The following is a 23,719-nucleotide window of genomic DNA, read 5'->3' as shown; positions in this document are numbered from 1 at the left end:
ATGTTTGATTTTTTTTATAAACGACCATATTTACTATATTCCATTATAGTTGCCTTTTTTATTATGGGGATTATTGCGCTTGTAACCTTGCCAAAAAATCTCTTTCCTGATGCTAATCCACCTGAAGTTCTTGTTATTACTCAAGTTCCAGGTGCTACGGCACAAGTTGCAGCTTCTACAGTTTCTAAGCCTATCGAGCAAGAGATTTCTCGTCTTGGTCTTGTAACAGATGTAAGCAGCGTAAATGTTGCAGGTTTTTCTATTGTAAAAGCGGATTTTGGTTACAAAAAAGGGCTAAACGCAGCAGCAGTTGATGTTTCAAATGCGCTAAGTATCGTAAAAGCGAAGCTACCACAAGGAACCAACCCTTCAATCTATACAGCAGGAGACTTTACACTTCCAGTTGATGTTATATCACTAAGCCCTAAAAATAAAAATATTGACTTAGCAGGCATTAGAAAAATAGCAGACTCATTTATAAAACCTGCCCTACTGAGTAATAAAACAATAGGAAATGTTGAAGTTTTTGGAGGGTATCAAAGTGCCATAAATATTGCCGTTGATCCTTTTAAGGCAAAACGATACAATGTAAACTTTGAGACTATTGCAAAAGCGATCAATACACTTAACCGTGATATGCCAATAGGTTTTGTAAAGGGTGACAATAGTTTTTATACCATAACTTTTTATGGTGAAAAAGACAATATTCAAAAGTTAAAACAACTTCAAATTATGCCAAATGTAAGACTTAGCGATATTGCAGATGTAACATGGTCTTATAAAAAGCGTACAAGTGGCTACATAGGAAATGGTAAAGATGCCATTGCGCTAGCCGTACAACGCGCACCAGGAGGAAGTGTTCTTGCTGTAAGTAAAGCAGCACGCGCACAGATGAAAACACTTGAGAGAGAGTATCCAAATATCAAATTTGAAATTTCTGATACACAAAGAGACCTCATCGAACAAGCAAATAGTAATATGCTTGAGGCACTTCGTGATGCCGTCATTTACACACTTTTAGTTATTATGATTTTCTTAGGAAACTTCCGTGCAATTGTTGCTGCTGGTCTTTCCATTCCTATGGTTTTCTTCTCAACTATGGCTATTATTTGGCTTACTGGTGGAGAGTTAAACATTGTAATTTATACTGCAATCATTTTAGCACTTGGTATGCTTACTGATGATGCGGTCGTTGTACTTGAAAACATTGAGAGGCATCTCAACGAGGGACATGAAAAACTCGAAGATGCCATTACTCACGGTACAAAAGAGGTTCTCTCTCCTGTATTTGCTGGAACTATTGCAACTATTGCAATTCTCTTCCCACTTATGTTTGTTGGTGGATTTCCAGAGAAAATCTTTAAGCCACTCATTGAGACGCTTATCATTGCTCTTTTGGTTTCATGGTTTTTATCTATTACATTCATTCCGTCACTCTCTAAGTGGCTCTATAAAAATGGTACAGGCAAAACAAAAGTAGAAAATCTTTTTGAAAAATTTTATCAAAACACCATTGGACGACTTGTATCCCCTTATGTTGGTATTATTAAGTTTTCAAATGGAAAGTTTTGGTTTTTACGCCGTATGATGCTTACTATGGGTGTTGTTGCAATTATGGTATTAAGTATGAAAAATATCATGCCTACAATTGGTAAAGATGCAATGCCGCCTATGGATACAGGTATCATCAAAGCACAAATTGCCTTTAGCTCAAATGAGAGTGTAGATAGTGCAGAGAAAAAGATAAAACCTGTTTTAAAATGGCTCGATAGCCAAAAATGGGTAAAAAGAAGTTCGGTTGCATTTGGTACAGAACCAGGTGTACTTAGTCTTGGAAGTGGAAATTTACCATCAGAAGCGACTATTACCATAGATGCAGTAAATCGTTTTAAAAGAAAGAAAACTATCTGGCAACTAGAAGGTATGATACGAGACAAACTCTCTCACTTAGAAGGTGTTAAACGCAATGATGTCTTTGACTTTGGAGCTACTGCACTCTCTAGCATTAAAGCAACAGTAGATACTCGTCTTAGTTCGCCATATGTAGATGGTTTAGCAGATAAGGCTCATGCAGTTGAGCGTGCCATGCAAAAAGTCCATGGTTTAACATCTGTCTCTACAAGTTGGGACAAAGATTTTACAGAGATTGAGCTTGACATTGATGAGAATAAAGCACTTAGCTATGGTGTTACTCCTTATCAGATTGCAATGCAGATCCCTCTTAAAGGGCAAATTATTGGCTTAAATGCTAACTTAGAATCTATGAATACACAGTTTGTAAGACTATATCTAAAAGGAAAATTCTCTAAAAATATAGAGACTTTAAGACTTTTACCAATTAGTACACCATCTGGTGAGATTCCACTCTCAGCCATTGCAAAACTCAAACGACATTTGACATTTGCAAAAATTGAGAGAGACAAAATGCTCTACTCTGTCGATGTAAATGGCTATCGTTCAAAAAGACCTGTAACACACTTGACTGATGACACATTAGCAGCACTTAAAAATGCAAAAATTGACAATGTACAGCTTACTCAAACAGGTGATATTGCTCAAATTAATGATAGCTTTAAGAGAATGCTAAAAGCTATTGGTCTTGGTGTTGTTATTTTAATTATGGCACTTATTGCAATTTACAAATCTGTACGACTTGCCTTTATTATGATAGTAGTTTTACCACTTTCACTTATTGGTGCGGCTTGGGGAATGCTACTCTTTGGAAAACCAAGCTGTATGCCGAGTCTATTGGGAATTTTACTCCTTTTTGGTATTATTATCAAAAATGCGGTACTACTCATTGACTTCTATCAGGGATATAGAGAAAAAGGCGAGTCTCCATTTGAGAGTGCACAAGAGGCTGTTCGTGTAAGATTTCGTCCTGTTATGATGACTGCGTTTGGTACTATTGCAGGAATGATTCCTATTGCACTTGAACAAGCAGTAGGACTAGAGAGACTAAGCCCACTAGCAGATGTTGCCATCGGTGGACTTTTAGTCGGTACACTTCTTACATTAGTTTATGTACCTATGTATGCTTATATATTTGATGCAGGAAATAAAAAAACAAATCCTATAGAAGAGATAGAAGAGGCATTTGAATAAGCTCCTAATTTGGAGCTTTAAAAGAAAAAAGGGGAAGATGAATGAATGATTTTTTTGCGTATGGTGAGAAAGTACCAGGATATGATGTAAGAGTGCTTAATGAAAGAGAAGCAAGAGCAGCAGCGGCAATACTTTTTGTTGGTGCTTTTTTAGGACTAGTAAATGGTGTAATGCTAGGCACAGCTGTCTTTTCTGAATACTTTGTTACTTTTTTTGCCATAGATTTTACCATCAGAATCATACAACCACGCTACTCTCCGAGTCTGCTTTTAGGTCGTTTCTTCGTACAAAACCAAACACCAGAGTATGTAGGAGCAACACAAAAACGCTTCGCATGGGCAATAGGTATGGTCATAGCTTGGCCTATGTTTTACTATCTTGTAATTGATTTTCAGCCAAACCCAATTAAAGTGCTTGTTTGTCTCATCTGTATGGCACTACTCTTCTTTGAAGCTGCCTTTTCGGTATGTTTAGGGTGTAAAATCTTTAATCTAATAAAAAAAGAGAAAGCAACACATTGTCCTGGCGGTGTATGCGAAATGCGTATAAAAGAGCCTATTCAAAAATTTTCACCTATTCAAGCAGGTATTGTTGTACTTACAACACTTATTATGTTTTATGGTATCTACGCTTACTTTACAAAGCTTCCAGACAGAACAGCTCTCACTAAAAAAATTAAGGTTCTTATGATGAGTGATGCCCAGCTCAAACGCATCGAAGATGCAAAAGCTGATGCAGAGTTTGATAAGGAAGATTTTTAATATCTTTTAGTTTAAAGGTACAGAACCGAATCTATTTTCACCCTCTGTCCCTTTCATAACTAAAAATACCAACAAGACAATTGCTCCAATAATTGGTATAAATATCAACAATTGCCACCAACCACTTTTATCTATATCATGCAGTCTTCTTGTTACTATTGCAATATTAGGTAGTATAGAGACAAGTGCAAATAGAGCCATAAACAGCCCACCTGTCTGTAGTAGATCATCTAAAACTGCAAACATTATATAAAAAATCACATAAAAGAGATAGAACATCCAATACTGCTTTCTACTCGCTCTACCCTGAAAATTTGTAAACTGCCTGTAAGCATCTAAAAAATAATCCATTTCATTTCCTTCTATTGATTTATAACCCATTGCCCCACATATGCATCTTCTTTGCCATCACTAAATCATACCCTTTAAGTAGGTCTATGGCATTTGGTGCTCGAAACTCATAACACTCTAAAAGTTCTTTTGTAGCTTCAACGTCCATAGAATCACTTTTTTGCATTATGATTATATCAGCGTTATTTGCTAGCGTTGTATATGCAATTTTTAAGAGTTGTTCAAAATTTTTATGCAACTGCTGTATATCTTTGAAGATGACAATATCATTGTCTCTTGGGAGTGCTCGAAAAGGTTGTGATAGATTTTGAATAGATTGTAGTTTCGCTGCGTTTAGAGCTGCTGGCAACTTTGATGGGGTATCTTCATACAGAGCAATATGCAACTCCCCTCCCACCTTTTGCAACAATTCTTCTAATGCAAAGGCTACTTCATCTATTGTATCTGTAACAAGCAAATAATGATTTCCTGGTAAAGGATTAAAAAGCTCAAGAAACTGTTTTAAATCCATTGCTACAGCCTAGTATGCCAAATCGTGCAGCTCACGAAATAAAAATGCCTCTACTATTTCATCTATCGTTTTTTGCGTATGTGCAACAAGCACTATCATAGACATATTTATAAAATCCATTACAGGCTCGCCATCACTACAGACAACAACTGCCTCTGGCCACGCTTCAAAAGCATCATAGGCATCTGCGTGCAGAACTTCTACAAGTTCACCCTCTTCTATGCGTAGTTCTGCCCATGTTTTTGCTTCTAAAACTGGTGTTATCTTTGCTTCTTGGACATCAGTAGAGTCCATTGGTACTACGACTAACATTAGCCGTTTATCTCTTTGAGTTTTTTCTTAGAGAGTTTTAGTTTTTCATTGTCCATCACACCAATCTTATGGCTTAAAATATCACGCGCAATTTTTTTCGCATTTTTAAGTGAGTGCATTTTATAGCTACCACATTGATAAACATTTAACTCTGGAATATCTTTTTTGCTTTTTACTTTTAAAACATCTTGCATAGATTTTTTCCAAGCTTTTGCAACTTTTTTTTCTGATGGAGTTCCAAGAAGAGACATATAAAAACCTGTACGACAACCCATAGGTGAGATGTCAATTATTTCTACATCTTTAGAATTAAGATGCTCACGCATAAAACCTGCAAAAAGATGCTCAAGTGTATGAATTCCTCTTCCATCCATTTTTTCTTTATTTGGCTTGTAAAAACGCAAATCAAAAACTGTAATATCATCTCCCGATGGTGTTTTCATTCCCTTAGCACGACGAACTGCTGGAGCAGGCATAATTGTATGGTCAACTGTAAATGAGTCTAATAGTGGCATAATAATATTCCTTAATTTTATTTCTATTGTATTAAAAGTATTTTAGCGAATTTTAATTTAATAAGATTGAAATAGAGAAGTTAACTTACTTTGAAAGTCTTACACAATCTCTTCCTGATATTTTCGCTTCATAAAGCGCTTCATCCGCCTTTTTAAGCATCTCTTGAAATGGTTTTTCTTTCTCCGCGTAAGGATTTACACCAATGGAAACGGTTACATGACAACTAATCTCATTAAAAACAATTGGCGAACTTTGAATATTTCCTCTTATACGCTCTGCAAATTCTAATGCCTTTTGAGGAGTAAGGTCTCTAGTATAGATCAAAAATTCTTCTCCTCCATAGCGAATTAAAGAGTCCTCTGAACGCATAAACCGCTGTATACGTCTAGCGACTTCCTGCAATACAAAATCACCCGTATCATGCCCATAAGCATCATTAACTTGTTTAAAAAAATCTATATCAAGCATAAAAAGTTGATAATTACGAGAAAGTTTTTTCAAAACTATATCGTAAAGATATTTTCTGTTATATACCTGTGTAAGAGGATCAATATATCCCTCATAAGCTTTTTTTCTAAAATAAAGTGTCAAAACATACAAGATTACAAACCACAATGCACTCAGCAATAAAATCCACAAAAAGAAATTACTAAAATCACCAAGATTACTCTGAATATTAGCATATAAACTACGAGAAATATCTGCACCTATTATTGCTACTGTTTGGTTATTTTCGATTATAGGATAGGCTATGGTTATCCATAAATTTTTGGTATTATGATGATGAAATATTTGGAATTTTTTATATTTATAACAATCATTCCAAAAATTTCCAAGTGGTTCAAAAGGCTCCATAAAATTTGAACGTGTTTTTGAATTTTGATCACTATCTAGTAAAAAATAAAAATTATTTTCTTTATCTTTAGCAATAACAAAAAGATTCTGAATAGTAGATATACGAATTAAACGCAGCATATCTTCAAACGACTCGCGCAATTTTCTACTCTTTTTTACAGCTTCTAAAAAATGTTTATTTGTATCTTTTTCATATATTTTATTGAGTGCAGAAAAGGTCTCAAAATGAAATAAAATTACTTTTTCATTCAACTTTTTTGTCGTTTCTTTAAGTGTATGTTTATACTCCGTATAGGAGACAAACGAAAAGGAAATCATTATTAAAATCAATATAACAAATTGAAAAAGTTTTTTATTTATGATTCCACTATTGATTTGATGAAACAAATTTAGACAACTCCCCTCTGACTTGAAGATTAAACTGCTCTAAACGCTTTAAAGAAAAGCGTATTGTAGGACGACCTTTTTGCCAAAAGAAAACACCAACCGCATTTTGATTATGAAGATAAATACGATAATTAAAAACTATTTCTGGTTTATTGCACAGCTCTTTTTCATCTTCTTCTAACAAAACAAAATCAGCCCTCTTACAATTTTTAGTAACTCTAACTCTAGCATCTGTAAGATACTCTACTATCTTTTTCATTTTGATGCTTTTTGTATAAATAAGTACTTTATTTCTGCTACTCATACTTGTTAGCATTTTTTCAAGAATCAATGACTCCCATTCTATATCAGAAGCACCCAAATTACTAAAAAAGAACATAATTAAAAGGAGGGTAACTGTTTTCAAAAGCTATACTCCATTCCAACGCTAAAAGTACTGTCAATTGGTGACATATATAGTGATTTTTGCTCAGGAGTAAAACCATTCATTTTTATATAGCTGTATCTACTCGTTGCTGCACTATTGAAGATATTGACGCCCTTAAGTGAAAATATCAAAGATGGAGTAGCCCTATATCTTACACCTGCATTATACATATACCCATTTATCTCAGAACTATACTCTTTATAATAATCTACTTCATTGTAAATATCAAACTTTTCATAAGTATTGAGTAATCGTACAAAACCACCAGTTACACTCTCCTGTGTAATATTTACAGGATTATGAAACCTGTTATAAAAGAGCATAGATTTTAAGGAGTTAAATGGATCAAAATCATAATCATATTTTATACTTGCACTGTAATTATCATAATATTTTGGAATATCCTTTTGTTCTATCAATATCTTTGAGTTCTGATTTTGCAGATATTCCAAACAAAATCCCAATGTCGCTGTATTTATATGTCTTGCATACTCTGCGGAAACATCTACTATACGCAACAGTTCAATCTCATTTGTTTTTGCAAAGGCTAAAGCATACTGCTCCGTTGGTATTTCCATACTTGAAACGAAAGCCTTAAAAGTACTCTTTTTTGAAGTTGCAATATAGCCTAAACGCGTTTGAAGAGTATGAAAATTACGCTGTGCTCTATTTGTTTTACTATAGTACTGATTTCTCTTAAGTGAAGCAGTTATAATTTGATTTTCTGCTATTGCAAAATCATCTTGCATATACAAACCAAAGATAGAATTATCTACAAAAGTTGGCTCCGTGTCCAATAAGCCATTTTCATATGATTTTACATCATGCAGAGATTTTTTAATATAATCTGCTCCAAGCAAAAAAGTGTTAGCTTTATAGAGTATTTTTTTTTCAACCTTTGCACTATAAACATCATCTACACTATCAACTACAAAACTGTCTTGTGGAAGAAACATCACGTCTAAATTGTTAGTTGTCCAGAGTGTTCTATCCATATTAAAGTTAAGATGTTCATTCATTCTTATAAAAGATAGAGAAAGTTTTAATGAATCATCATCTAAAAAGCTCATAGTTGAACTCACTCTTTTAAGCTTATAACTCATATCACCATCTTTCGGTGTAGCGAACATACTTAGAGAGAGAAAAGGGTCAGCTTTATGATCAATATATTCAGCACCTACTTTAATATTTTTATAATCAAGTGTCATCAAAGCGTGTTTTTGTTTGTAATCTCTTGAAATATCATGATTTTCATGTGTATAGTGTGTTCTTCTAATATCACTACGGCTTGCATAAAGATAATACTTAAAATCCTTTGAAGCAGCAGCATAAGAGACATTTTCATGGTCCGTTCCTCTTGAACCACCATATGCTTGCAAATGTCCACCAGACTCTCGCACTGGATCTTTTGAATAAAGCTTAATAGTAATAATAGCAGGTTCAGAATTCACAGCAGTAGATGTACTACCCTCGTATATCTCTACATGATCAACAAAACCAAGGTCAATATTTCCATAAAGAAAAAGACCACTCCCAGCATAAGCTGATGTAATTTCATGATTGTTTATAAAGATTTTTACTGTATCACTTGAGTAAAGAGAGGGATCTGTATGAAGCACATCAGACATACCAAGCATATTTTCATTGTAGCGAAATGAACGCAAGGAGTTAAGTAGCTCTCCCAAGTTATGCGCTTGCATTCTTTCTAAGTCATCACGAGTATATATTGTCAAATGTCCAAGTGATTCATTTTTTGTTTTTTTTGAAAGGTCACTATCTTTACGATATAAATCAAGCATTTGATCAATATCATAAGCCTGTAATAGTGTAGAAAAAACAACAATTAATAGAAAAAATAATCTCATCTCACATTATACTAATTTCGTATATATATGAAGCTTAAAATTGATTTATCATTAGCAAAGAAAATATCCAAATGAGGGGAAAAATAAAGAAGTTTTAGATTTGGTATAAGTTGTGCCTAACTCAGACTAAGGCTAGGCTATAGCCTGCCGTGTCTGAGTTATATGCAAATTGTACCGAAGCCAGAAGTTTACTAAACGCGAGCTTCTTCGCGTCTGTTTAGATACGCCCAGTTTGCATCTACACGCTCTTGCCACTCTTTAATTAAGTATTTGTACTGATCTTTAAACAAGTGTCTAAAACGCCCTTGTGCAGCTAAATACTCTTCCACAGGAACTATATTTTTAGGACGGTAAGTAATGTTTAACTCATGCCCATCAATGATTTCATAAAGTGGGAACACTAATGAATCTGTAGCTAAATCTGTTAAGTGCATTGTATCTTTTGGATCAAATTTCCACTCAGTTGTACAAGGAGAAACAGCATTAATAAATACAGCACCCTCAGTTGCAAAACCTTTTTGGATTTTTTTCACCATATCTTTCCATTTGTTTGGAGCAACTTGTGCAGCATACGGAATATTGTGAGCAGCCATAATTCCCATCATGTCTTTTTTGTTTTTTGTCTCACCATAAGAAATTTTACCTGCTGGTGTAGTTGTTGCACTTGCACCAATTGGTGTAGAAGATGAACGCTGTCCACCAGTATTTGCATATACTTCATTGTCTAGAACAACATACATCATATCGTGATTTCTCTCCATACAGCCAGAAATCCACTGAAAACCGATGTCATAAGATGCACCATCACCACCAAAGGCTACAAATTTAGGAGTACGATCTGGTTGTTTTAAACGCCCTTTTGTTTTAAGTGCTTTGTACATTGCCTCAGCACCTGCAACTGCAGTAGAACCATTTTCAAAACCAATGTGAATCCAAGAAGCATCCCAAGATGTATATGGATAAACAGCTGTACAAACCTCAAGACATCCAGTAGAAGCTGCAAGAACCAAATCATCATTCGTTGCGTTTAAAACTTCACGAACGATGATAGAGTGAGCACAACCAGGACAAAGAAGGTTTGCACCTTCAAATCTATCTGCTGATGTTGAAAACTCTTTTAAATTTTTAATTTTTTTCATTTCACTCATACTAATTTCCTATAAATAAGCTAGTTTCGGTCCACGAACACCGATAAACTGTTGTTGTTTTGTAAGCACTTTACCTGCATCAGCATTTGCTTGAAGCTCAGTGAATAAATCAACTAAATGTTTTTTTGTTAAGTCACGACCACCAAGACCATAAATATATCCAGAAAGAAGCATTTTAGAGTCTGTATTATAAAGTGCACCAGCAATTTCATTGAAAAGTGCACCTGGAGTTCCACCTGGAGCCGAACGGTCAAGTGCAGCTACTGCTTTTACATCTTTAAGTGCATCAGCTATTGCCATAAATGGGAACGGTCTAAATACACGAATACCAACAACACCAGCTTTAATGCCTTTTTCTCTCATTTCAAGAGCAACTTCACGAGCAGTTTCAACTGAAGTACCCATACAAACAACTGCTACATCAGCATCATCCATATCATACTTTTCTACTTGATTATATTTTCTTCCTGTGAGTTTTTCAAATGCAGCAAACGCTTCATCAATTTTACCTGGAACAATAGTCATCATATCATTATGTTGGCGCGCTTTATGCTCAAAGTGCCAATCTTCTTCAGTTTGAACACCATGTGTTACTGGATGTTCAAAGTCTAACATATCGTTCATTGGTTTATACTCACCAACAAAACCAAACGCAGTGTCATCATCCATAGTATGCACACCCTGTGCTGTATGAGAAGTCATAAAACCATCTTGATTTACAATAGCAGGAAGTCTTACATCATGATCTTCACTTACTTTAAATGCAATAAAGTTTAAGTCATAAGCCTCTTGAGGATTGTAAGCATCAAATTGAATCCAACCACTATCACGAACCATATACATATCTGAGTGATCGCCGTTTACATTCAGTGGAGCAGCTAATGCACGGTTTACAAGATTAAGTACGATTGGCAGACGCATACCAGATGCTTGGTAAAGTGTCTCAGACATAAGTGCAAGACCTTGAGAAGCAGTTGCAGTAGCAACACGCCCACCAGCAGCAGCAGCACCAATACACCCTGACATTGCAGCATGTTCTGACTCAACCATTACGAATTCACCCTCTACATAATTGTCAGCTTTGAACTTTGCAAATCCTTCAACTATTCCCGTAGATGGTGTAATAGGATATGCAGATACAACATCCACTTGAGATTGTCTCAGTGCTTGTGCAGCGGCATAATTGCCATCCCATACTTCAATATCTTTTAATTCCATTTTATCAAATGCCATCTATTTCTCCTTCTCTTCTTTACTCGGCCATTGAGCAATTTCTGTCTCTTCATCTGCTTTTTCAGGAAACATAAGAAGTGATTTTGGATTTGTTGGACAAACCTCAACACAGATACCACACCCTTTACAGTGATCCATATCTATACCTATCATTTTCTTATCTCTTGAAATAATTGAAATATCTGGACAATAAACCCAACAAAATTGACAATCAATACAGTAATCTTTATTGAAAACTGGTTTCTCAATTCTCCAATCTGCTACTGATGCACTAAATGAACTATTTTGTGTGTAGTTACGGTCTTCTTGTAGAGTGTTAACAACATCACCTGCTTCACCCTCAAATGTACGAAGCATTGCTCCGATTTCAAATTCGTCCCAACCTGTATTTGCCATCATCAGCTCCTTATTTCACTTCGTCATATGCACGTTGAATTGCAAGCATATTTGCATCAACGATTTTTTGAGGTAATTTTGCAAGAATTCTTTTCATATTCTCTTTAAAAAATTCTATATCATACATCTCAGATATTTTCATAAATGCACCAAGCATAGGTGTATTTGGAATAGCACGACCAATAGTCTCTTGCGCAATTTTAATACAATCTACTGTATAAATTGTTTTCCCCTCTAATTTCGGTTGAGAAGCTATAAGTTCTTGTGTACTTAAATGTGTTGTAATGATATAAATAGTATTCTCTTTATCATTTACAGTAACATCAGAAGTATAAACTAAGGCAGGGTCAATTACAAACACATAATCCGGCTCCATATATTTTTCATGATTCATGATAATTTTATCATCAACACGGTTATATGCAGTCATTGCCGCCCCACGTTTCGCCGATCCATAAAATGCAAACGCCTGAACATGCTTACCAGTTGTTGAAATAACATCTGCTAAACCTTTAGCTCCAGTTACAGCACCTTGACCTGCACGGCTATGCCATCTAATTTCTAGCATAAATTCTCCTTCAATTTTTCAAGAAACTTTATTAAGTCTATTTAGCTGTATTTTAGGCAACTGGCACTTAAATATAGCTTGAAAATATAATATAAACAACGAAGCAAGTTCAAAGTGTGATAATTTTCTACTAAAAATGATAATAAACCGACATAGCAACTCTCTCCTTTGTAGGTACAACATTAAGTTGTATACCATCTTCTAACATAAACAAATCATGTATAAAAAGTCCAAGAAAATTTCCTACTGCCATATTGACAAATTGATCACCTAACGAGTGAGCACCATCTTGCACCCTTGTAAGAGCTGCATAAGTTGATGTGTAATAACTTACACCAACAATAGCATATTTTCCAAATGCTGGAATATTCATCTGTGAAACATTCCTTCTTGTCATAGCTGAACCAGCAAATGGCTCAAGGGCATGATGAGAAGCAAGTGCATCATTAGCTGTTCCATCAGGACTCTTTTTTCCTACGCTTTCAAGCATATCGACAGTAGATTTACCAATTATATAACTAGATTCTTCAACAACAACTCTCTTTAGTTTTTTTGTAATATTTCCCTCATCATTAATCAATACGGCCGTTGTAAAGGTAATAACACTATTTAAAAGACGATAATCATTTGCCCTATCTGCACAATCTGTCGATGAGAATTTTATACATTGTATGGGCTTATGATCCATAAAATATTGTGTTGCATGATTGTCATATTTCGTTGTATAAAGAGCAACACTTCCAATTGCCGGAGCCCAAGTCATAGGATCAACTACTGCATTATGGGCTGATTGTTGTGCTCTTTTCCAAGAGAGTATTGAAGAGGAGCAGCCTGTCATAAAAAGAAAGATAGTTAGAGCAACGAAACTCAACACTACTTTACCTTTCATAAGCATACTCCTTTTGAAGATATTTAACTGCTTCATAAGTATCTTGACATATTACATTAGTATATTGTTCCAATACCTCTTTCGTATTGTATCCACATAAAACTCCTATATTATTTACACCTGCATTTTTTGCAGATATAAGATCCATAGTAGTATCTCCTACCATCCAGACATCTTTATCGTTTGCATTTAATTTTTCTAATGCTTTTAAAATCGGTTCTGCATCTGGTTTAGGGTTTACTACATCTTCTCTACCTATAAGTACATCAAATTTATCCATAAGTTTAAAGTGTTCCATCAGTACACGAGAATATTTACCTGTTTTAGTTGTAACAATACCTAAGGTTGCAAATTCATGAGCCATCTCTATTGCCTCTTTTGCATTTTCAAGCAGGAGTGTTTTTTGTGTAGATATTTTTCTATAATGTTTTTTATAGGTATCTACAAAATCCCATATTTTTTCTTCATCAACACCTAAACCTCTATACATAACATCAAGAGGATGTCCTATTAATGCCTTTATTGCATCATCTGTTGGATGAGGAGAGTTAAAAACATCAAATGAGTTATGAAAACTCTCCAAAATTGCCTCAGTTGAGTCTATAAGTGTTCCATCTAAATCAAAAAGTATTATCATCTATCTATTTCTCCCATTGAATGTAATTGTGCCATATCCCACTAAGAGCAGGTTCAATATGTTTTATATTTTTATTTACAGCAGTAATGGAGTTTGGAATATATAAAAAAAGATAGGGATTATCATCTACTATCATCTTAAACATCTTCTGCCACATCTGCCCTAACTTTTTTCTATCTATAACTTTTTGTGACTTTGCTATTAAATTATCAAGTTTTGTATTGTGGTAACCTACAAGATTAAATCCACCTGCCTTATCACTAGCACTATCCCAAAAAACATAAGGGTCTGGTGTAGGAGAGAGTCCCCAACCTAAAAGCACTGCATCAAATTTATGTGGAAAAACCACCATATTTAAAAAAGCCTGCCACTCCATTACTCGTAATGTTACTTTTACTCCTGCTTTTTGCAGTTGATACTGTAAAATTTCTGCTGCATAGGGGCGAATAGAACTTGCATTTGAGGTTACTATTTCAAATGAAAATGGATGTTTTGCATCATACCCTGCCTCTTTTAAAAGCTCTTTTGCTTTTTGAATGTTTTGCGTTGGTACTTTTACATTAGGATTAAATGCCATTGTCCCTGGCAGAAAAGGACCACTACAAACTTTTGCATGTTTAAAAAAGAGAATATCTACAAGCTCTTGACGATTTATTGCCAAAGAGAGTGCTTGACGAACGCGTGCATCTTGAAACTTTTTACGGCGAAGATTAAAACCAAGATAAGTGTAAGAGAGAGAAATCTTCTCATAAATATTAAACTTCTTAAAAAAATCAGCACCAAGTTGTCTCTGCATCACAAGTGGTTCAATGCTTCCAATGTCTAACTGTCCATTTTTTAGCATCAAAAGTCTAGTCATAGGATCTGGTATAACATGAAAAGATATTTTATCTATCTTCGGACGCCCCTCAAAATAGTCATCAAACGCAGTGAGTTCTATATTTTTAGAGAGTTCAAGTTGTGTGAGTTTGTAAGGACCTGTACCAATGGGATGTGTATTAAACGAAGAGGTCATAAGATTTTTTTCATTTTTTAAAATATGCCGTGGTAAGATTCCCATCATCCAAGTCTCTAAAGCTTTAAAATATGGCTCTTTATAATCCACTTCTAAAGTATATTTATCTAAAACTTTCACATCTTTTACAAAACGAAATCCTGCACTATATGGTGAAGCTACTTTGTCTGAGGTTAAAATTTTATAGGTAAAAAGGACATCATCTGCAGTGAAATCTTTACCATCTTGCCACTTTACATTTTTTCGTAGTTTAAATATGAGTGTTGTTGGATTTTTAAAATAGAACTCTTTTGCCAGATCCCCAATTATCTCTTTAGAATCTTTGTCATACTTTACAAGTCCATTAAATATAAAACCAGTGATTTCAGACGATGAAGAGTCCGTAGCAAGAAGAGGATTTAATCTTGCTGGATTTGATGATGTTGCAAGCTGCAGCGTTGAAGCCGCAAGTGACAAGGAGAGTAAAAAAATGCTAACAAAATAGTTCATTTATTGAATTGCTTTTCCATTTACATAGAGTTTTGAGTCATGCAGTTGTATTTTAAAAACTACACTTTTTTTCTCTTTTTTCGCATACGAAGAGATTACTCCTGCCATTGGTGAGTTTTGAACTAACTTATCATACATCATTTGTGAAAGTTTGATATTTGAATCCAGTTTTAAATTTGAAAGCAGAAGTAACGGTGACATTTTTACTTTTTGTGAAATATTTTCATCTTTATTTACTACCATATTAAGATTCATCTTCAAAGCACCATAATTTTCTCTCTCATTCACCACTAAATCTGCTAACGATACATCTGAAATATCAATTTCCAAACCTTTTTCTAAGAGTTTAAGCAGAGCTTCTTGCATCTCTTTTTGTCCAGCTACTGCGTTTATATTTGTTGTTTTATTTAAAAGATTACTTATATCTTCCATTGGTTTTTGAGCCAGCCCTTTTAGAGTTACATCACTATTGAGTTTTTTAACATTTAGTGAGAGTTGTTTTGAGCTTATATTAAGTGCTTTAAACGCAGTGTGCGACTTCATTGTGACGCGTTCTTTGTTGGTTTCTGCGTTTGAAGATGTTTGAAATTTTTCTACAGAAATATTAAGGTCTTCGTGTCTCCCTTCTATAAGAAAATGCATCTTTTTAAACTCTACGGCACTCTTATAATCATGAAAAGAGACGAAAGTGCTATTTTCTTTAAAATCTTCAAGAGAGAGAAGTGCATGTTCTCCTTTTTGAGTTGCTTCAAGACGCATCATTTTTATTTTTGAATCAATGCTTTTTGCAGAGAGCAGATCACCCTCCCCTTTGAATTTTACTCCTAAAAGTTTCAGAGTTACATCCGAGCCATTTTGTAGTTTATAAACTTCATTTATATCTTTTACATAGCCTTTAAATTTACTATTTATAAGGTTATAATCCACATGATAGAGCAGACCTTTTTCCTCTAAAAAAGCACTAAATTTATTGTAAAAATTAATATCTTCAGTTTTTAAAGAATCACTTACCTTTTTTGAAAGCTTTAGTGGATAGATATCAAAGTTAATTGATTTTGCAAATGGAATGTTACTATACTTCAAATCAACACCAATAACAGTACCATCAAGTTCTGATTGGGTTACTGTTGGAAGCTGCTTGTGTGCATGAGTATTTATATAGTTTATAAATTCGCTTGAATCTTCTATGACAAACTCTAAATGTTTTTTTGTATTTAAGTAACCTGAATCTGTCTTCATAGATTCCAATTTTAAGCCATGTTTATTTACTTGACTCATAGCATCTTGTATATAATTTTGCATAAATTTATTTCCAACAACTGGGAGTATTGCAATAATGAGAAGAATGACTGCAACAATGATAATAGATGTTTTTTTCATAAAATAATGTTCCTGTGGATTAAAGTTTGTGTATTATATAATAAAAAAGGATTATAAAAAAGAGTGATTTAAAAAGATTGAAAAAGAGAGATTTTACCAATGCCTGAGCATTGATAAAAAAATGTGTGTAGCGATTAACGTTTAGAGAACTGACGAGAACGACGAGCTTTACGTTTACCTGGTTTTTTACGTTCAACAACACGTGAATCACGAGTCATCATACCTTCAGGTTTAAGAATAGCTTTTAATTCAGGATTAAACGCAACTAAAGCACGAGAAATTCCGTGACGAAGTGCATCTGCTTGACCACCAAAACCACCACCTAAAGTAGAAGCTTCAATATCAACAGTTTCATTTTGCTTAGTTAAAACAAGTGGTTGTTTTACACGAAGTTTTTTCGCTTCAAGTCCACCTAACCATGCGTCTAATGAAAGACCATTGATTGTGATTTTACCAGTTCCTGGAGTCAACCATACTTTTGCTATAGACGCTTTACGACGACCTGTTGCATAAATTTTATTTGCCATAATAATCCTTACTTAGCAATTTGTGCAGTGTGAGGATGTTCAGCACCTGCATAAATTTTTAATTTTTTAAGTATTTTAGCACCAAGCTTGTTTTTAGGAAGCATACCACGAGTAGCTAATTTGTATAGTTTCTCTGGATTTTTCGCTAAAAGCTCAGTCATTTTAACACTCTTAGTGCTACCGAAGTAACCTGAATGAGAAAAATATTCTTTGTTAGCTATTTTTCCAAGACCGTTAAATTTTGCTTTAGAAGCATTAATGATAACTACATAGTCACCACAGTCAATATTTGGAGTAAAACATACTTTGTTTTTACCACGAAGAATAGTAGCTACTTCTGTGATAATACGACCGAATGTTTTACCCTCAGCATCAATCAAAACCCATTTTTGATCGATTTGTTCAGGAGTTGCAATTTTTGTAAATTTCATTCAAGAACCCTTCAAGTATTTAATTTTATGAAAGTATAGCTGTAAAAGCTTATAATTAACTGAATTTAAGTGATTTATAAGCTTTTAGCCCAATGTAGATTATGATGATTTAATAAATAAAAGTGTACTATTGTAGGATAAATATTACTGCGTTTAAGGACAGAAGTTGGCTTACAGCAAATTAACATCAACATTTTTACTTACATCTTTTATTGCTACCTTGTTATCTGCTCACACTAATAATGAAAAGATACATGCTCTCAAAAACAACGGCTTACTTATATATAACAAACAAAAAAGTGTAGACTCATTTCACAACATGTTTAGCCAAGGAGACTTCTACGGCAGACTTCGTTCAAACAACTTTTACTTTGCATACAAACAACCCGATTCTAGCCACTACACACAAACTGTTGGCTCAGCAGGTGGCTCTTTTGTCTTTAAAAGTGCACACTATAAAGGTTTTGATACAACACTTGGTCTTTATGCTTCTCAAGCATTTTTTGTCGATAAAAATGACCCTGCAGGCTCCTTAAAAGCGGCAAAAGACACTTTTAGCCGTTACAACTATGTAAATACCGGCTCAAAATCTATGGCTGTTCTTGGGCAAGCCAACATAGCTTACACCTATTCACAAACAAAATTCACGCTCGGTCGCCAACTTGTAGAGACTTTTTATACAAAAAGTAATGACACTAAGATGATTCCAAATACTTTTGATGGTCTTGTACTTGATTCAAAAGATATGAAAAAAACACGAATCAAATTTGCCTACTTACAAAAACAAAAACTGCGTGACCATACAGACTCACACTCTGTTTTGATGTACGGTGATGCAAACTCTTCTTCACATATCAAGCCACAATGGAGTCAGAATGATGATGGTGCAATGCACAGAGGTCTGACCTACTCAGCACTCAAAATCGCAGGAAAACCAACTGATGCACCGCTTATAGTTCTTGATGCACAAAACAGCTCTGTAAAAAATCTCAAACTCAATTTCTCCTCCTATCTTGTTGTAGAGCTTCTCTCGCAAATAATGGGCGAAGCGAATTACAAAATCGCGTTTGATGGTTTTAGCATCACTCCGGGCTTGCGCTACATTCAGCAGTTTGATAATGGCGCAGGAAAAGTAGGTGGTGCTTCACTCTATAAAATAGGTCTAAATGGGTACAAAAATGCCAACTCCCTAAACGCAGCGATGCTCGGTGCTAGAGTTGTAGCGCGTATAAAAGATTACCGCATCAACCTTGCCTATACAGGTATCTTTGACAAGGCTGACCTTGTCACACCGTGGAGAGGCTTTCCAACTGCTGGCTACACTCGTTCTATGGGAATGTATAACTGGCGTGCAAATGTTAGAAGTTACCGCATTGAACTTGTAAAAGGGGCAAACAGCAAAGGAATTTATACTACACCATTTTTACAAACTTCTGTTTTGTATATGGATGGGGATAAAAGCAAAGCAGAGACAGACAGCCTTTTCTATTATGCAGGAATTATTCAAAACTTGCCAAGCGCACCGCAATTTCAATACCGACTGCGTTTAGGATGGAGAGATTTTCTTAGCAGCGCTACGCCTGTTTCTAATTATCTTGATTCTCGTTTTGAATTAGATTATCTATTTTAATTTATGGAGAAAAAATGTTAAAAAAATTACTACTTACACTTCTTTTGCTCACAAGCGCTGCGTTTGGTGACAAAATTACCATCTTTGCAGCAAGTGACTTGAAATTTGCACTAGATTCTGTTAAATCGGATTTTATAAAAACCCATCCAAACGCAGTGATAAATATGATTTATGGCTCTTCAGGAAAGGGGCGTGTACAGATTGAAAGAGGTGCGCCGTATGACCTTTATTTCTCTGCAAATATGGACTATGTGGAGTATTTATACAAAAAAGGCAAAATAAGCACAAAACCAAAACTCTACGCCATCGGTCGGCTAGTCATTTGGAGTAAAAACAGACATTTTGATGCAAAAAAAGGCTTTGAAAATTTTACAGAGCCATGGGTAGAACATATAACAATTGCAAATCCTGCGCACGCACCTTATGGTCAAAAAGCAAAACAAGCACTTGTTAGTAAGGGAATTTATAAACAGATAAAACCAAAAATTGTATTTGGTGAAAATATTTCACAAACTGCGAACTACATCAGCATTAAAGCAGCAGACATCGGCATCATTGCCCTCTCTTTAGTAGTTTCACCAGAAATTGCAAATACAAAGTACCATAGCTACTACCTTATAAACGACACTCTACACCAACCACTCAGACAAGGGTATGCCATTACAAAATATGGGCAAAATTCCAAGCTAGCACACCAATTTTATGATTTTTTTCAAACAAAGAGAGTACAAAAGATTATGAAAAAGTATGGATTTGTTGTGAATAAATAAGATTATGAATAGCATTAAAACACAAATCACTTCCATCAGCACACTCAATAATCTCAACATTATTGAGTCTAAAACGCACAATGACACTTTAACAATGATGAGTCTGGATCTGCCTGAGTCTCTCAAAAAAGATAGCCTAGTAAAACTTGCCATCAAACCGACAAATATTATGCTTGCTAAAGAGAAAATTGGAGCTTTTAGTTGCGAAAATAGACTTGAAGCAAAAATAATAAACATAGAAAAAGGGGAACTCCTCTGTAGCATTACAGTTGAATATTTACAAAGCACCCTTGAAGCCATCATTACGCTAAACGCAGCTAATTCTATGCAACTCAAAGTGAATGAAGATATTACTCTGCTGATAAAGGCAAGTGACATCTACATCAAAGAGATACTCTCAGCAGGTGAATTGTTATGATAGAAGCGCTGCAGAATATAGAGTTCACCCCATTTCTTATCTCTTTTAAACTTGCAACTATCACTGCGTTTGTACTCTTTTGTGTTGCCCTGCCCCTTGCGTGGTATCTTTCACAAACCCGCTCAAAAGTTAAACCTTTCATTGAAGCCATTACTGCATTACCTATTGTACTGCCACCTTCCGTTTTAGGTTTCTACATTCTTTGGGCATTTGCACCAGACTCCGCACTTGGAGCATTTTTTGAGGATGCTTTTGGAGTAAAACTCGCCTTTAGTTTTACGGGGCTTGTGGTTGCAAGCTGTTTTTACTCTCTGCCATTTATGGTGCAACCTCTGCAAAGTGGCTTTGAGAGCCTTAACAAAAATATGCTCGAAGCGAGCTATGTCGCAGGAAAAAGTAAATTTATCACTCTCTTTAAAGTAGCTCTGCCAAACATTAAGCCCTCACTCCTGACTGCCATCATCGTTACATTTGCCCATACAGTTGGTGAATTTGGTGTTGTCTTAATGGTCGGTGGAAGCATTCCAGGGGAGACAAAAGTCGCTTCTGTTGCCATCTATGATATGGTAGAGATGATGGACTACACAAGCGCACATATTTACAGTGCCATAATGGTACTTATTAGCTTTGTAGTACTCCTTGGTGTTTATATTTTTAATGCCAAACAGGTCAGAAGGTTTGGATTATGATACACCTCAGCATTCAAAAAAAGCTCCAAGGGGCAGAAGAAAACATGAGACTTGAAGCTGCGTTTAGCGTAAAAGAGGGAGAATTCATCGCCCTTCGCGGTAAAAGCGGCAGCGGTAAAACAACACTGCTGCGCATTCTTGCAGGGCTTGAAGATGCACAAGGGAAAATAATAGTCGAAAATGAGACATGGCTCTCAAAAGTCGCAACACTTCCACCGCAAAAACGCCGTATCGGTTTTGTATTTCAAGACTATGCACTCTTTGAAAATATGACCATAGAGCAAAATCTTCTTTTTGTGCAAAAAGACAAAACCCTCGCCGCACACCTGCTTGAACTTACAGAGCTTACAGCACTTAAAAATCGCTACCCAAATGCTCTAAGCGGTGGACAGAAACAGCGAGTAAGCATTGCACGCGCACTGATGAAACGCCCAAAGATTCTACTACTTGATGAACCCCTCTCAGCACTTGACCCCCAGATGCGAAACAAACTCCAAAACGAACTCCTCACGCTGCACAAAGAGTTTGGCACAACCACCATCATGGTAAGCCACGACCCAAGTGAGATCTACAAACTCGCCTCACGTGTCATTGAGCTTGAAAACGGCAAGATCATCCATGACGGTACACCAAAAGAGGTACTGCTTAAAACCCAAGGCTCGCAAAAGTTTTCATTTGAGGGCGAACTGCTTGAGATAAAAAAAGTAGATGTTATCTATGTTGCTATCGTAGCTATTGGGCAACAGTTAGTTGAAGTTGTTATAAGTACAAATGAAGCAAAAACACTAAAAACAGGGGAAGTAGTAAGACTTAGTACAAAGGCTTTTAGTCCTACTATTTCTCATTCCTAAACCTGAACTAATCTAACTCCATCTTCAAGTAAATAACAAAGGTATCCGCTCACTTTTTGCTCTCCAGTTATCGCTTTGACTGCGTTTACGTAGTAGCGTACCTGTGTGAGGTGTTTGTCACTAAAGTTTAAAGAACTTTTGTAGTCTATGATAGTGTAGCTGCCATCTTCATTTTTTACTAGCAGGTCAAGGTAACGGAGGTTGTTTTTGAAACGCAATGCCTTCTCTTTAAAAACTTCGCCATCACGCAGGGCTAAGAACTGTTCATTTTGCACAAGATTTTTTACTCTTTTTTCTATCTCTGTTATCTCTGCATCACTTAAAGCAAAGCCGTATTTGTTACGCATCATATCTACTGCGTTTGGCAGCGCTTCAAGAGTAAAAGACTCCATCATCTCTAGCGTGTAGTGAAGAGCAAGTCCGAAGTTAATGGCACGCAGATCATCTTCACCCTCATTTTCAAGTGCGAGCAGGTCACTCTGTGTACCGTAGTAAAGATTTTCAAATGGCAGTTTTTTATGTACTTTTGGTGCTTTTTTCTCTCTTTTCAAAGAGGTGAGTGCTCCAAACTCCCCATCATGCAGATCTAAAAGCTCAAACGCAGAGTCCTTCTCTTTTTGAATGATTATGAGATTTTCTCTTGCTCTTGTAAAGGCAACATAAAGAGCATTAAGCGTGTCTTCGCGAGCAAGCTCTTTCTCTTTTGCAAGTGCATAGGCGTAGTCATTGTCTATGAGTTCTCTGTTTGCAGTTCGCAAAAAGAGATTGTGCAATTTTATGCCCTCATAGTTGTAGATAATGGCATCACGAGATGGCGGTGCTTTTTTGAGTCTGTCAAGCACAATGACATGTTCATACTCCAAGCCTTTTGACTTATGAATGGTCAGCACCCGTACACCGCTGATATCTGCCGATGCAGCTGCCATATCAAGACGCTCATACTCAAAAAGCAGCGCTTCAATGTCGGAGTAGGATGCCACTGCGTTTAGAAAACGAATAAGATGAAAATCATCACTAAAAAGCGCATACTCATCGATGCAGCGCTTTACAACATCTACAAGTTTTACGGCATTAAAGTCCACATAGCGTATAGGCGCTGCCTTGCGCTCTATAAGTGCAAAAAAGTTATGCCTATATATATCTTCACGAAAGTAGAGGTACTTCAGGTACTCCAAAACAGCCTTGACGCTTCTTTGGTTGATGAGCTTTGTCGTCGTCTCTGTCACTACCTCGATATTCGCCGCTTCAAGGGTGTTTTTTATCTCCTGTCCATCTCCATTTGTGGCACACAGTATGGCTATTTCATTCACATCTGCACCAAGAGAGATGAAACGCTCTACCTGCTCGACTACCTCTTCTAAAAGTGCATCGTTTGTACGTATCTGCACATATCCACCCTGCGCTTCAGGTCGGACAAGCTGCGGTGTGTAATTTTTTATTTTTGAGAGAAAAGTTGTGTTTACAAACTCTATGACCTCTTTTTGAGAGCGGTAGTTTGTAAGCAGTTTTTTTACTTCAGTAGCGTTTTCACGCGCCACTTCGCCAAAGAGTGCCGAGA

At 35.7% G+C, this 23,719-nt stretch carries 25 protein-coding genes; 7 read left to right on the top strand and 18 right to left on the bottom strand.

The genetic code is table 11. The annotated features are described in order from the left end of the window. On the top strand, positions 1-3,105 hold the full coding sequence (locus MV589_RS00125; RefSeq protein WP_297430911.1) for an efflux RND transporter permease subunit: 3,105 nt from the start codon (positions 1-3) through the stop codon (positions 3,103-3,105). Between the two features lie 41 nt (positions 3,106-3,146). Beyond that, positions 3,147-3,866 carry a DUF4395 domain-containing protein gene (locus MV589_RS00120; protein ID WP_297430910.1) on the top strand — a complete coding sequence of 240 codons (720 nt, stop codon included), beginning with the start codon at positions 3,147-3,149 and terminating at the stop codon, positions 3,864-3,866. 6 nt (positions 3,867-3,872) lie between these two features. Here the strand turns inward: MV589_RS00120 and MV589_RS00115 are convergent, their stop codons facing one another. The 17 genes from MV589_RS00115 to rplM form a co-directional block, all read right to left on the bottom strand. After that, positions 3,873-4,217: a DUF805 domain-containing protein gene (locus tag MV589_RS00115; protein ID WP_297430909.1), complete on the bottom strand. Its 345-nt coding sequence runs from the start codon at positions 4,215-4,217 to the stop codon at positions 3,873-3,875. A 19-nt stretch (positions 4,218-4,236) separates the two neighbouring features. Next, positions 4,237-4,728 (bottom strand): hypothetical protein, encoded by a 492-nt coding sequence (locus MV589_RS00110; protein ID WP_297430908.1) that lies wholly within the window; start codon positions 4,726-4,728, stop codon positions 4,237-4,239. A gap of 9 nt (positions 4,729-4,737) precedes the next feature. Further along, the gene (locus tag MV589_RS00105) at positions 4,738-5,040 is read right to left on the bottom strand and encodes a hypothetical protein (protein ID WP_297430907.1); all 303 of its coding nucleotides are present in this window, start codon (positions 5,038-5,040) and stop codon (positions 4,738-4,740) included. Further along, on the bottom strand, positions 5,040-5,555 hold the full coding sequence (gene luxS, locus MV589_RS00100; protein WP_297430906.1) for an S-ribosylhomocysteine lyase: 516 nt from the start codon (positions 5,553-5,555) through the stop codon (positions 5,040-5,042). The genes MV589_RS00105 and luxS overlap by 1 nt, the downstream gene beginning before the upstream one ends. A gap of 85 nt (positions 5,556-5,640) precedes the next feature. Further along, the gene (locus tag MV589_RS00095; protein WP_297430905.1) at positions 5,641-6,663 is read right to left on the bottom strand and encodes a sensor domain-containing diguanylate cyclase; all 1,023 of its coding nucleotides are present in this window, start codon (positions 6,661-6,663) and stop codon (positions 5,641-5,643) included. 115 nt (positions 6,664-6,778) lie between these two features. Further along, positions 6,779-7,204 carry a hypothetical protein gene (locus tag MV589_RS00090; RefSeq protein ID WP_297430904.1) on the bottom strand — a complete coding sequence of 142 codons (426 nt, stop codon included), beginning with the start codon at positions 7,202-7,204 and terminating at the stop codon, positions 6,779-6,781. Beyond that, the gene (locus tag MV589_RS00085) at positions 7,201-9,090 is read right to left on the bottom strand and encodes a TonB-dependent receptor plug domain-containing protein (protein ID WP_297430903.1); all 1,890 of its coding nucleotides are present in this window, start codon (positions 9,088-9,090) and stop codon (positions 7,201-7,203) included. The genes MV589_RS00090 and MV589_RS00085 overlap by 4 nt, the downstream gene beginning before the upstream one ends. 191 nt (positions 9,091-9,281) lie before the next feature. Continuing rightward, on the bottom strand, positions 9,282-10,238 hold the full coding sequence (locus MV589_RS00080; protein ID WP_297430902.1) for a thiamine pyrophosphate-dependent enzyme: 957 nt from the start codon (positions 10,236-10,238) through the stop codon (positions 9,282-9,284). Between the two features lie 9 nt (positions 10,239-10,247). Continuing rightward, positions 10,248-11,471: a 2-oxoacid:ferredoxin oxidoreductase subunit alpha gene (locus MV589_RS00075; protein WP_297430901.1), complete on the bottom strand. Its 1,224-nt coding sequence runs from the start codon at positions 11,469-11,471 to the stop codon at positions 10,248-10,250. Beyond that, positions 11,472-11,867, bottom strand: coding sequence for a 4Fe-4S dicluster-binding protein (locus MV589_RS00070; RefSeq protein WP_297430923.1), 396 nt, complete (start codon positions 11,865-11,867; stop codon positions 11,472-11,474). 10 nt (positions 11,868-11,877) lie between these two features. After that, positions 11,878-12,435 (bottom strand): pyruvate flavodoxin oxidoreductase subunit gamma, encoded by a 558-nt coding sequence (locus MV589_RS00065; protein WP_297430900.1) that lies wholly within the window; start codon positions 12,433-12,435, stop codon positions 11,878-11,880. Between the two features lie 130 nt (positions 12,436-12,565). Continuing rightward, positions 12,566-13,324, bottom strand: coding sequence for a hypothetical protein (locus tag MV589_RS00060; RefSeq protein WP_297430899.1), 759 nt, complete (start codon positions 13,322-13,324; stop codon positions 12,566-12,568). Beyond that, positions 13,314-13,961 (bottom strand): HAD family hydrolase, encoded by a 648-nt coding sequence (locus tag MV589_RS00055; protein WP_297430898.1) that lies wholly within the window; start codon positions 13,959-13,961, stop codon positions 13,314-13,316. The genes MV589_RS00060 and MV589_RS00055 overlap by 11 nt, the downstream gene beginning before the upstream one ends. A 4-nt stretch (positions 13,962-13,965) precedes the next feature. Further along, positions 13,966-15,465 (bottom strand): peptide-binding protein, encoded by a 1,500-nt coding sequence (locus MV589_RS00050; protein WP_297430897.1) that lies wholly within the window; start codon positions 15,463-15,465, stop codon positions 13,966-13,968. Further along, positions 15,466-16,845 (bottom strand): DUF945 family protein, encoded by a 1,380-nt coding sequence (locus MV589_RS00045; protein WP_297430896.1) that lies wholly within the window; start codon positions 16,843-16,845, stop codon positions 15,466-15,468. Positions 16,846-16,979: 134 nt separating this feature from the next. After that, the gene (rpsI, locus tag MV589_RS00040) at positions 16,980-17,372 is read right to left on the bottom strand and encodes a 30S ribosomal protein S9 (RefSeq protein WP_297430895.1); all 393 of its coding nucleotides are present in this window, start codon (positions 17,370-17,372) and stop codon (positions 16,980-16,982) included. A gap of 8 nt (positions 17,373-17,380) precedes the next feature. Then, entirely contained in the window at positions 17,381-17,803 is a 423-nt protein-coding gene (gene rplM / locus MV589_RS00035) for a 50S ribosomal protein L13 (RefSeq protein WP_297430894.1), read from the bottom strand. Between the two features lie 166 nt (positions 17,804-17,969). Between rplM and MV589_RS00030 the strand changes: the two genes are divergently transcribed. Genes MV589_RS00030 through MV589_RS00010 form a run of 5 tightly spaced genes read left to right on the top strand, consistent with a single transcriptional unit; the run spans position 17,970 to position 22,161 of the window. Continuing rightward, positions 17,970-19,433, top strand: coding sequence for an OprD family outer membrane porin (locus MV589_RS00030; RefSeq protein WP_297430893.1), 1,464 nt, complete (start codon positions 17,970-17,972; stop codon positions 19,431-19,433). A gap of 14 nt (positions 19,434-19,447) precedes the next feature. Further along, on the top strand, positions 19,448-20,203 hold the full coding sequence (gene modA / locus MV589_RS00025; protein WP_297430892.1) for a molybdate ABC transporter substrate-binding protein: 756 nt from the start codon (positions 19,448-19,450) through the stop codon (positions 20,201-20,203). A 4-nt stretch (positions 20,204-20,207) separates the two neighbouring features. Next, positions 20,208-20,621, top strand: coding sequence for a TOBE domain-containing protein (locus tag MV589_RS00020; RefSeq protein ID WP_297430891.1), 414 nt, complete (start codon positions 20,208-20,210; stop codon positions 20,619-20,621). After that, complete coding sequence (modB, locus tag MV589_RS00015; protein WP_297430890.1) at positions 20,618-21,310, top strand: molybdate ABC transporter permease subunit; 693 nt, start codon at positions 20,618-20,620, stop codon at positions 21,308-21,310. Before MV589_RS00020 ends, modB begins: the two co-directional genes overlap by 4 nt. Further along, on the top strand, positions 21,307-22,161 hold the full coding sequence (locus tag MV589_RS00010; protein WP_297430889.1) for an ABC transporter ATP-binding protein: 855 nt from the start codon (positions 21,307-21,309) through the stop codon (positions 22,159-22,161). The genes modB and MV589_RS00010 overlap by 4 nt, the downstream gene beginning before the upstream one ends. Here MV589_RS00010 and MV589_RS00005 read toward each other — a convergent pair. Beyond that, positions 22,158-23,719, bottom strand: a 1,562-nt coding sequence (locus MV589_RS00005) for a 3'-5' exonuclease (protein ID WP_297430888.1), incomplete at its 5' end; no start/stop codon positions are given. The genes MV589_RS00010 and MV589_RS00005 overlap by 4 nt on opposite strands.

Source organism: Sulfurimonas sp. (assembly GCF_026991475.1).
GTDB lineage: Bacteria > Campylobacterota > Campylobacteria > Campylobacterales > Sulfurimonadaceae > Sulfurimonas.
This window is presented reverse-complemented; position numbering and strand designations above follow the sequence as displayed.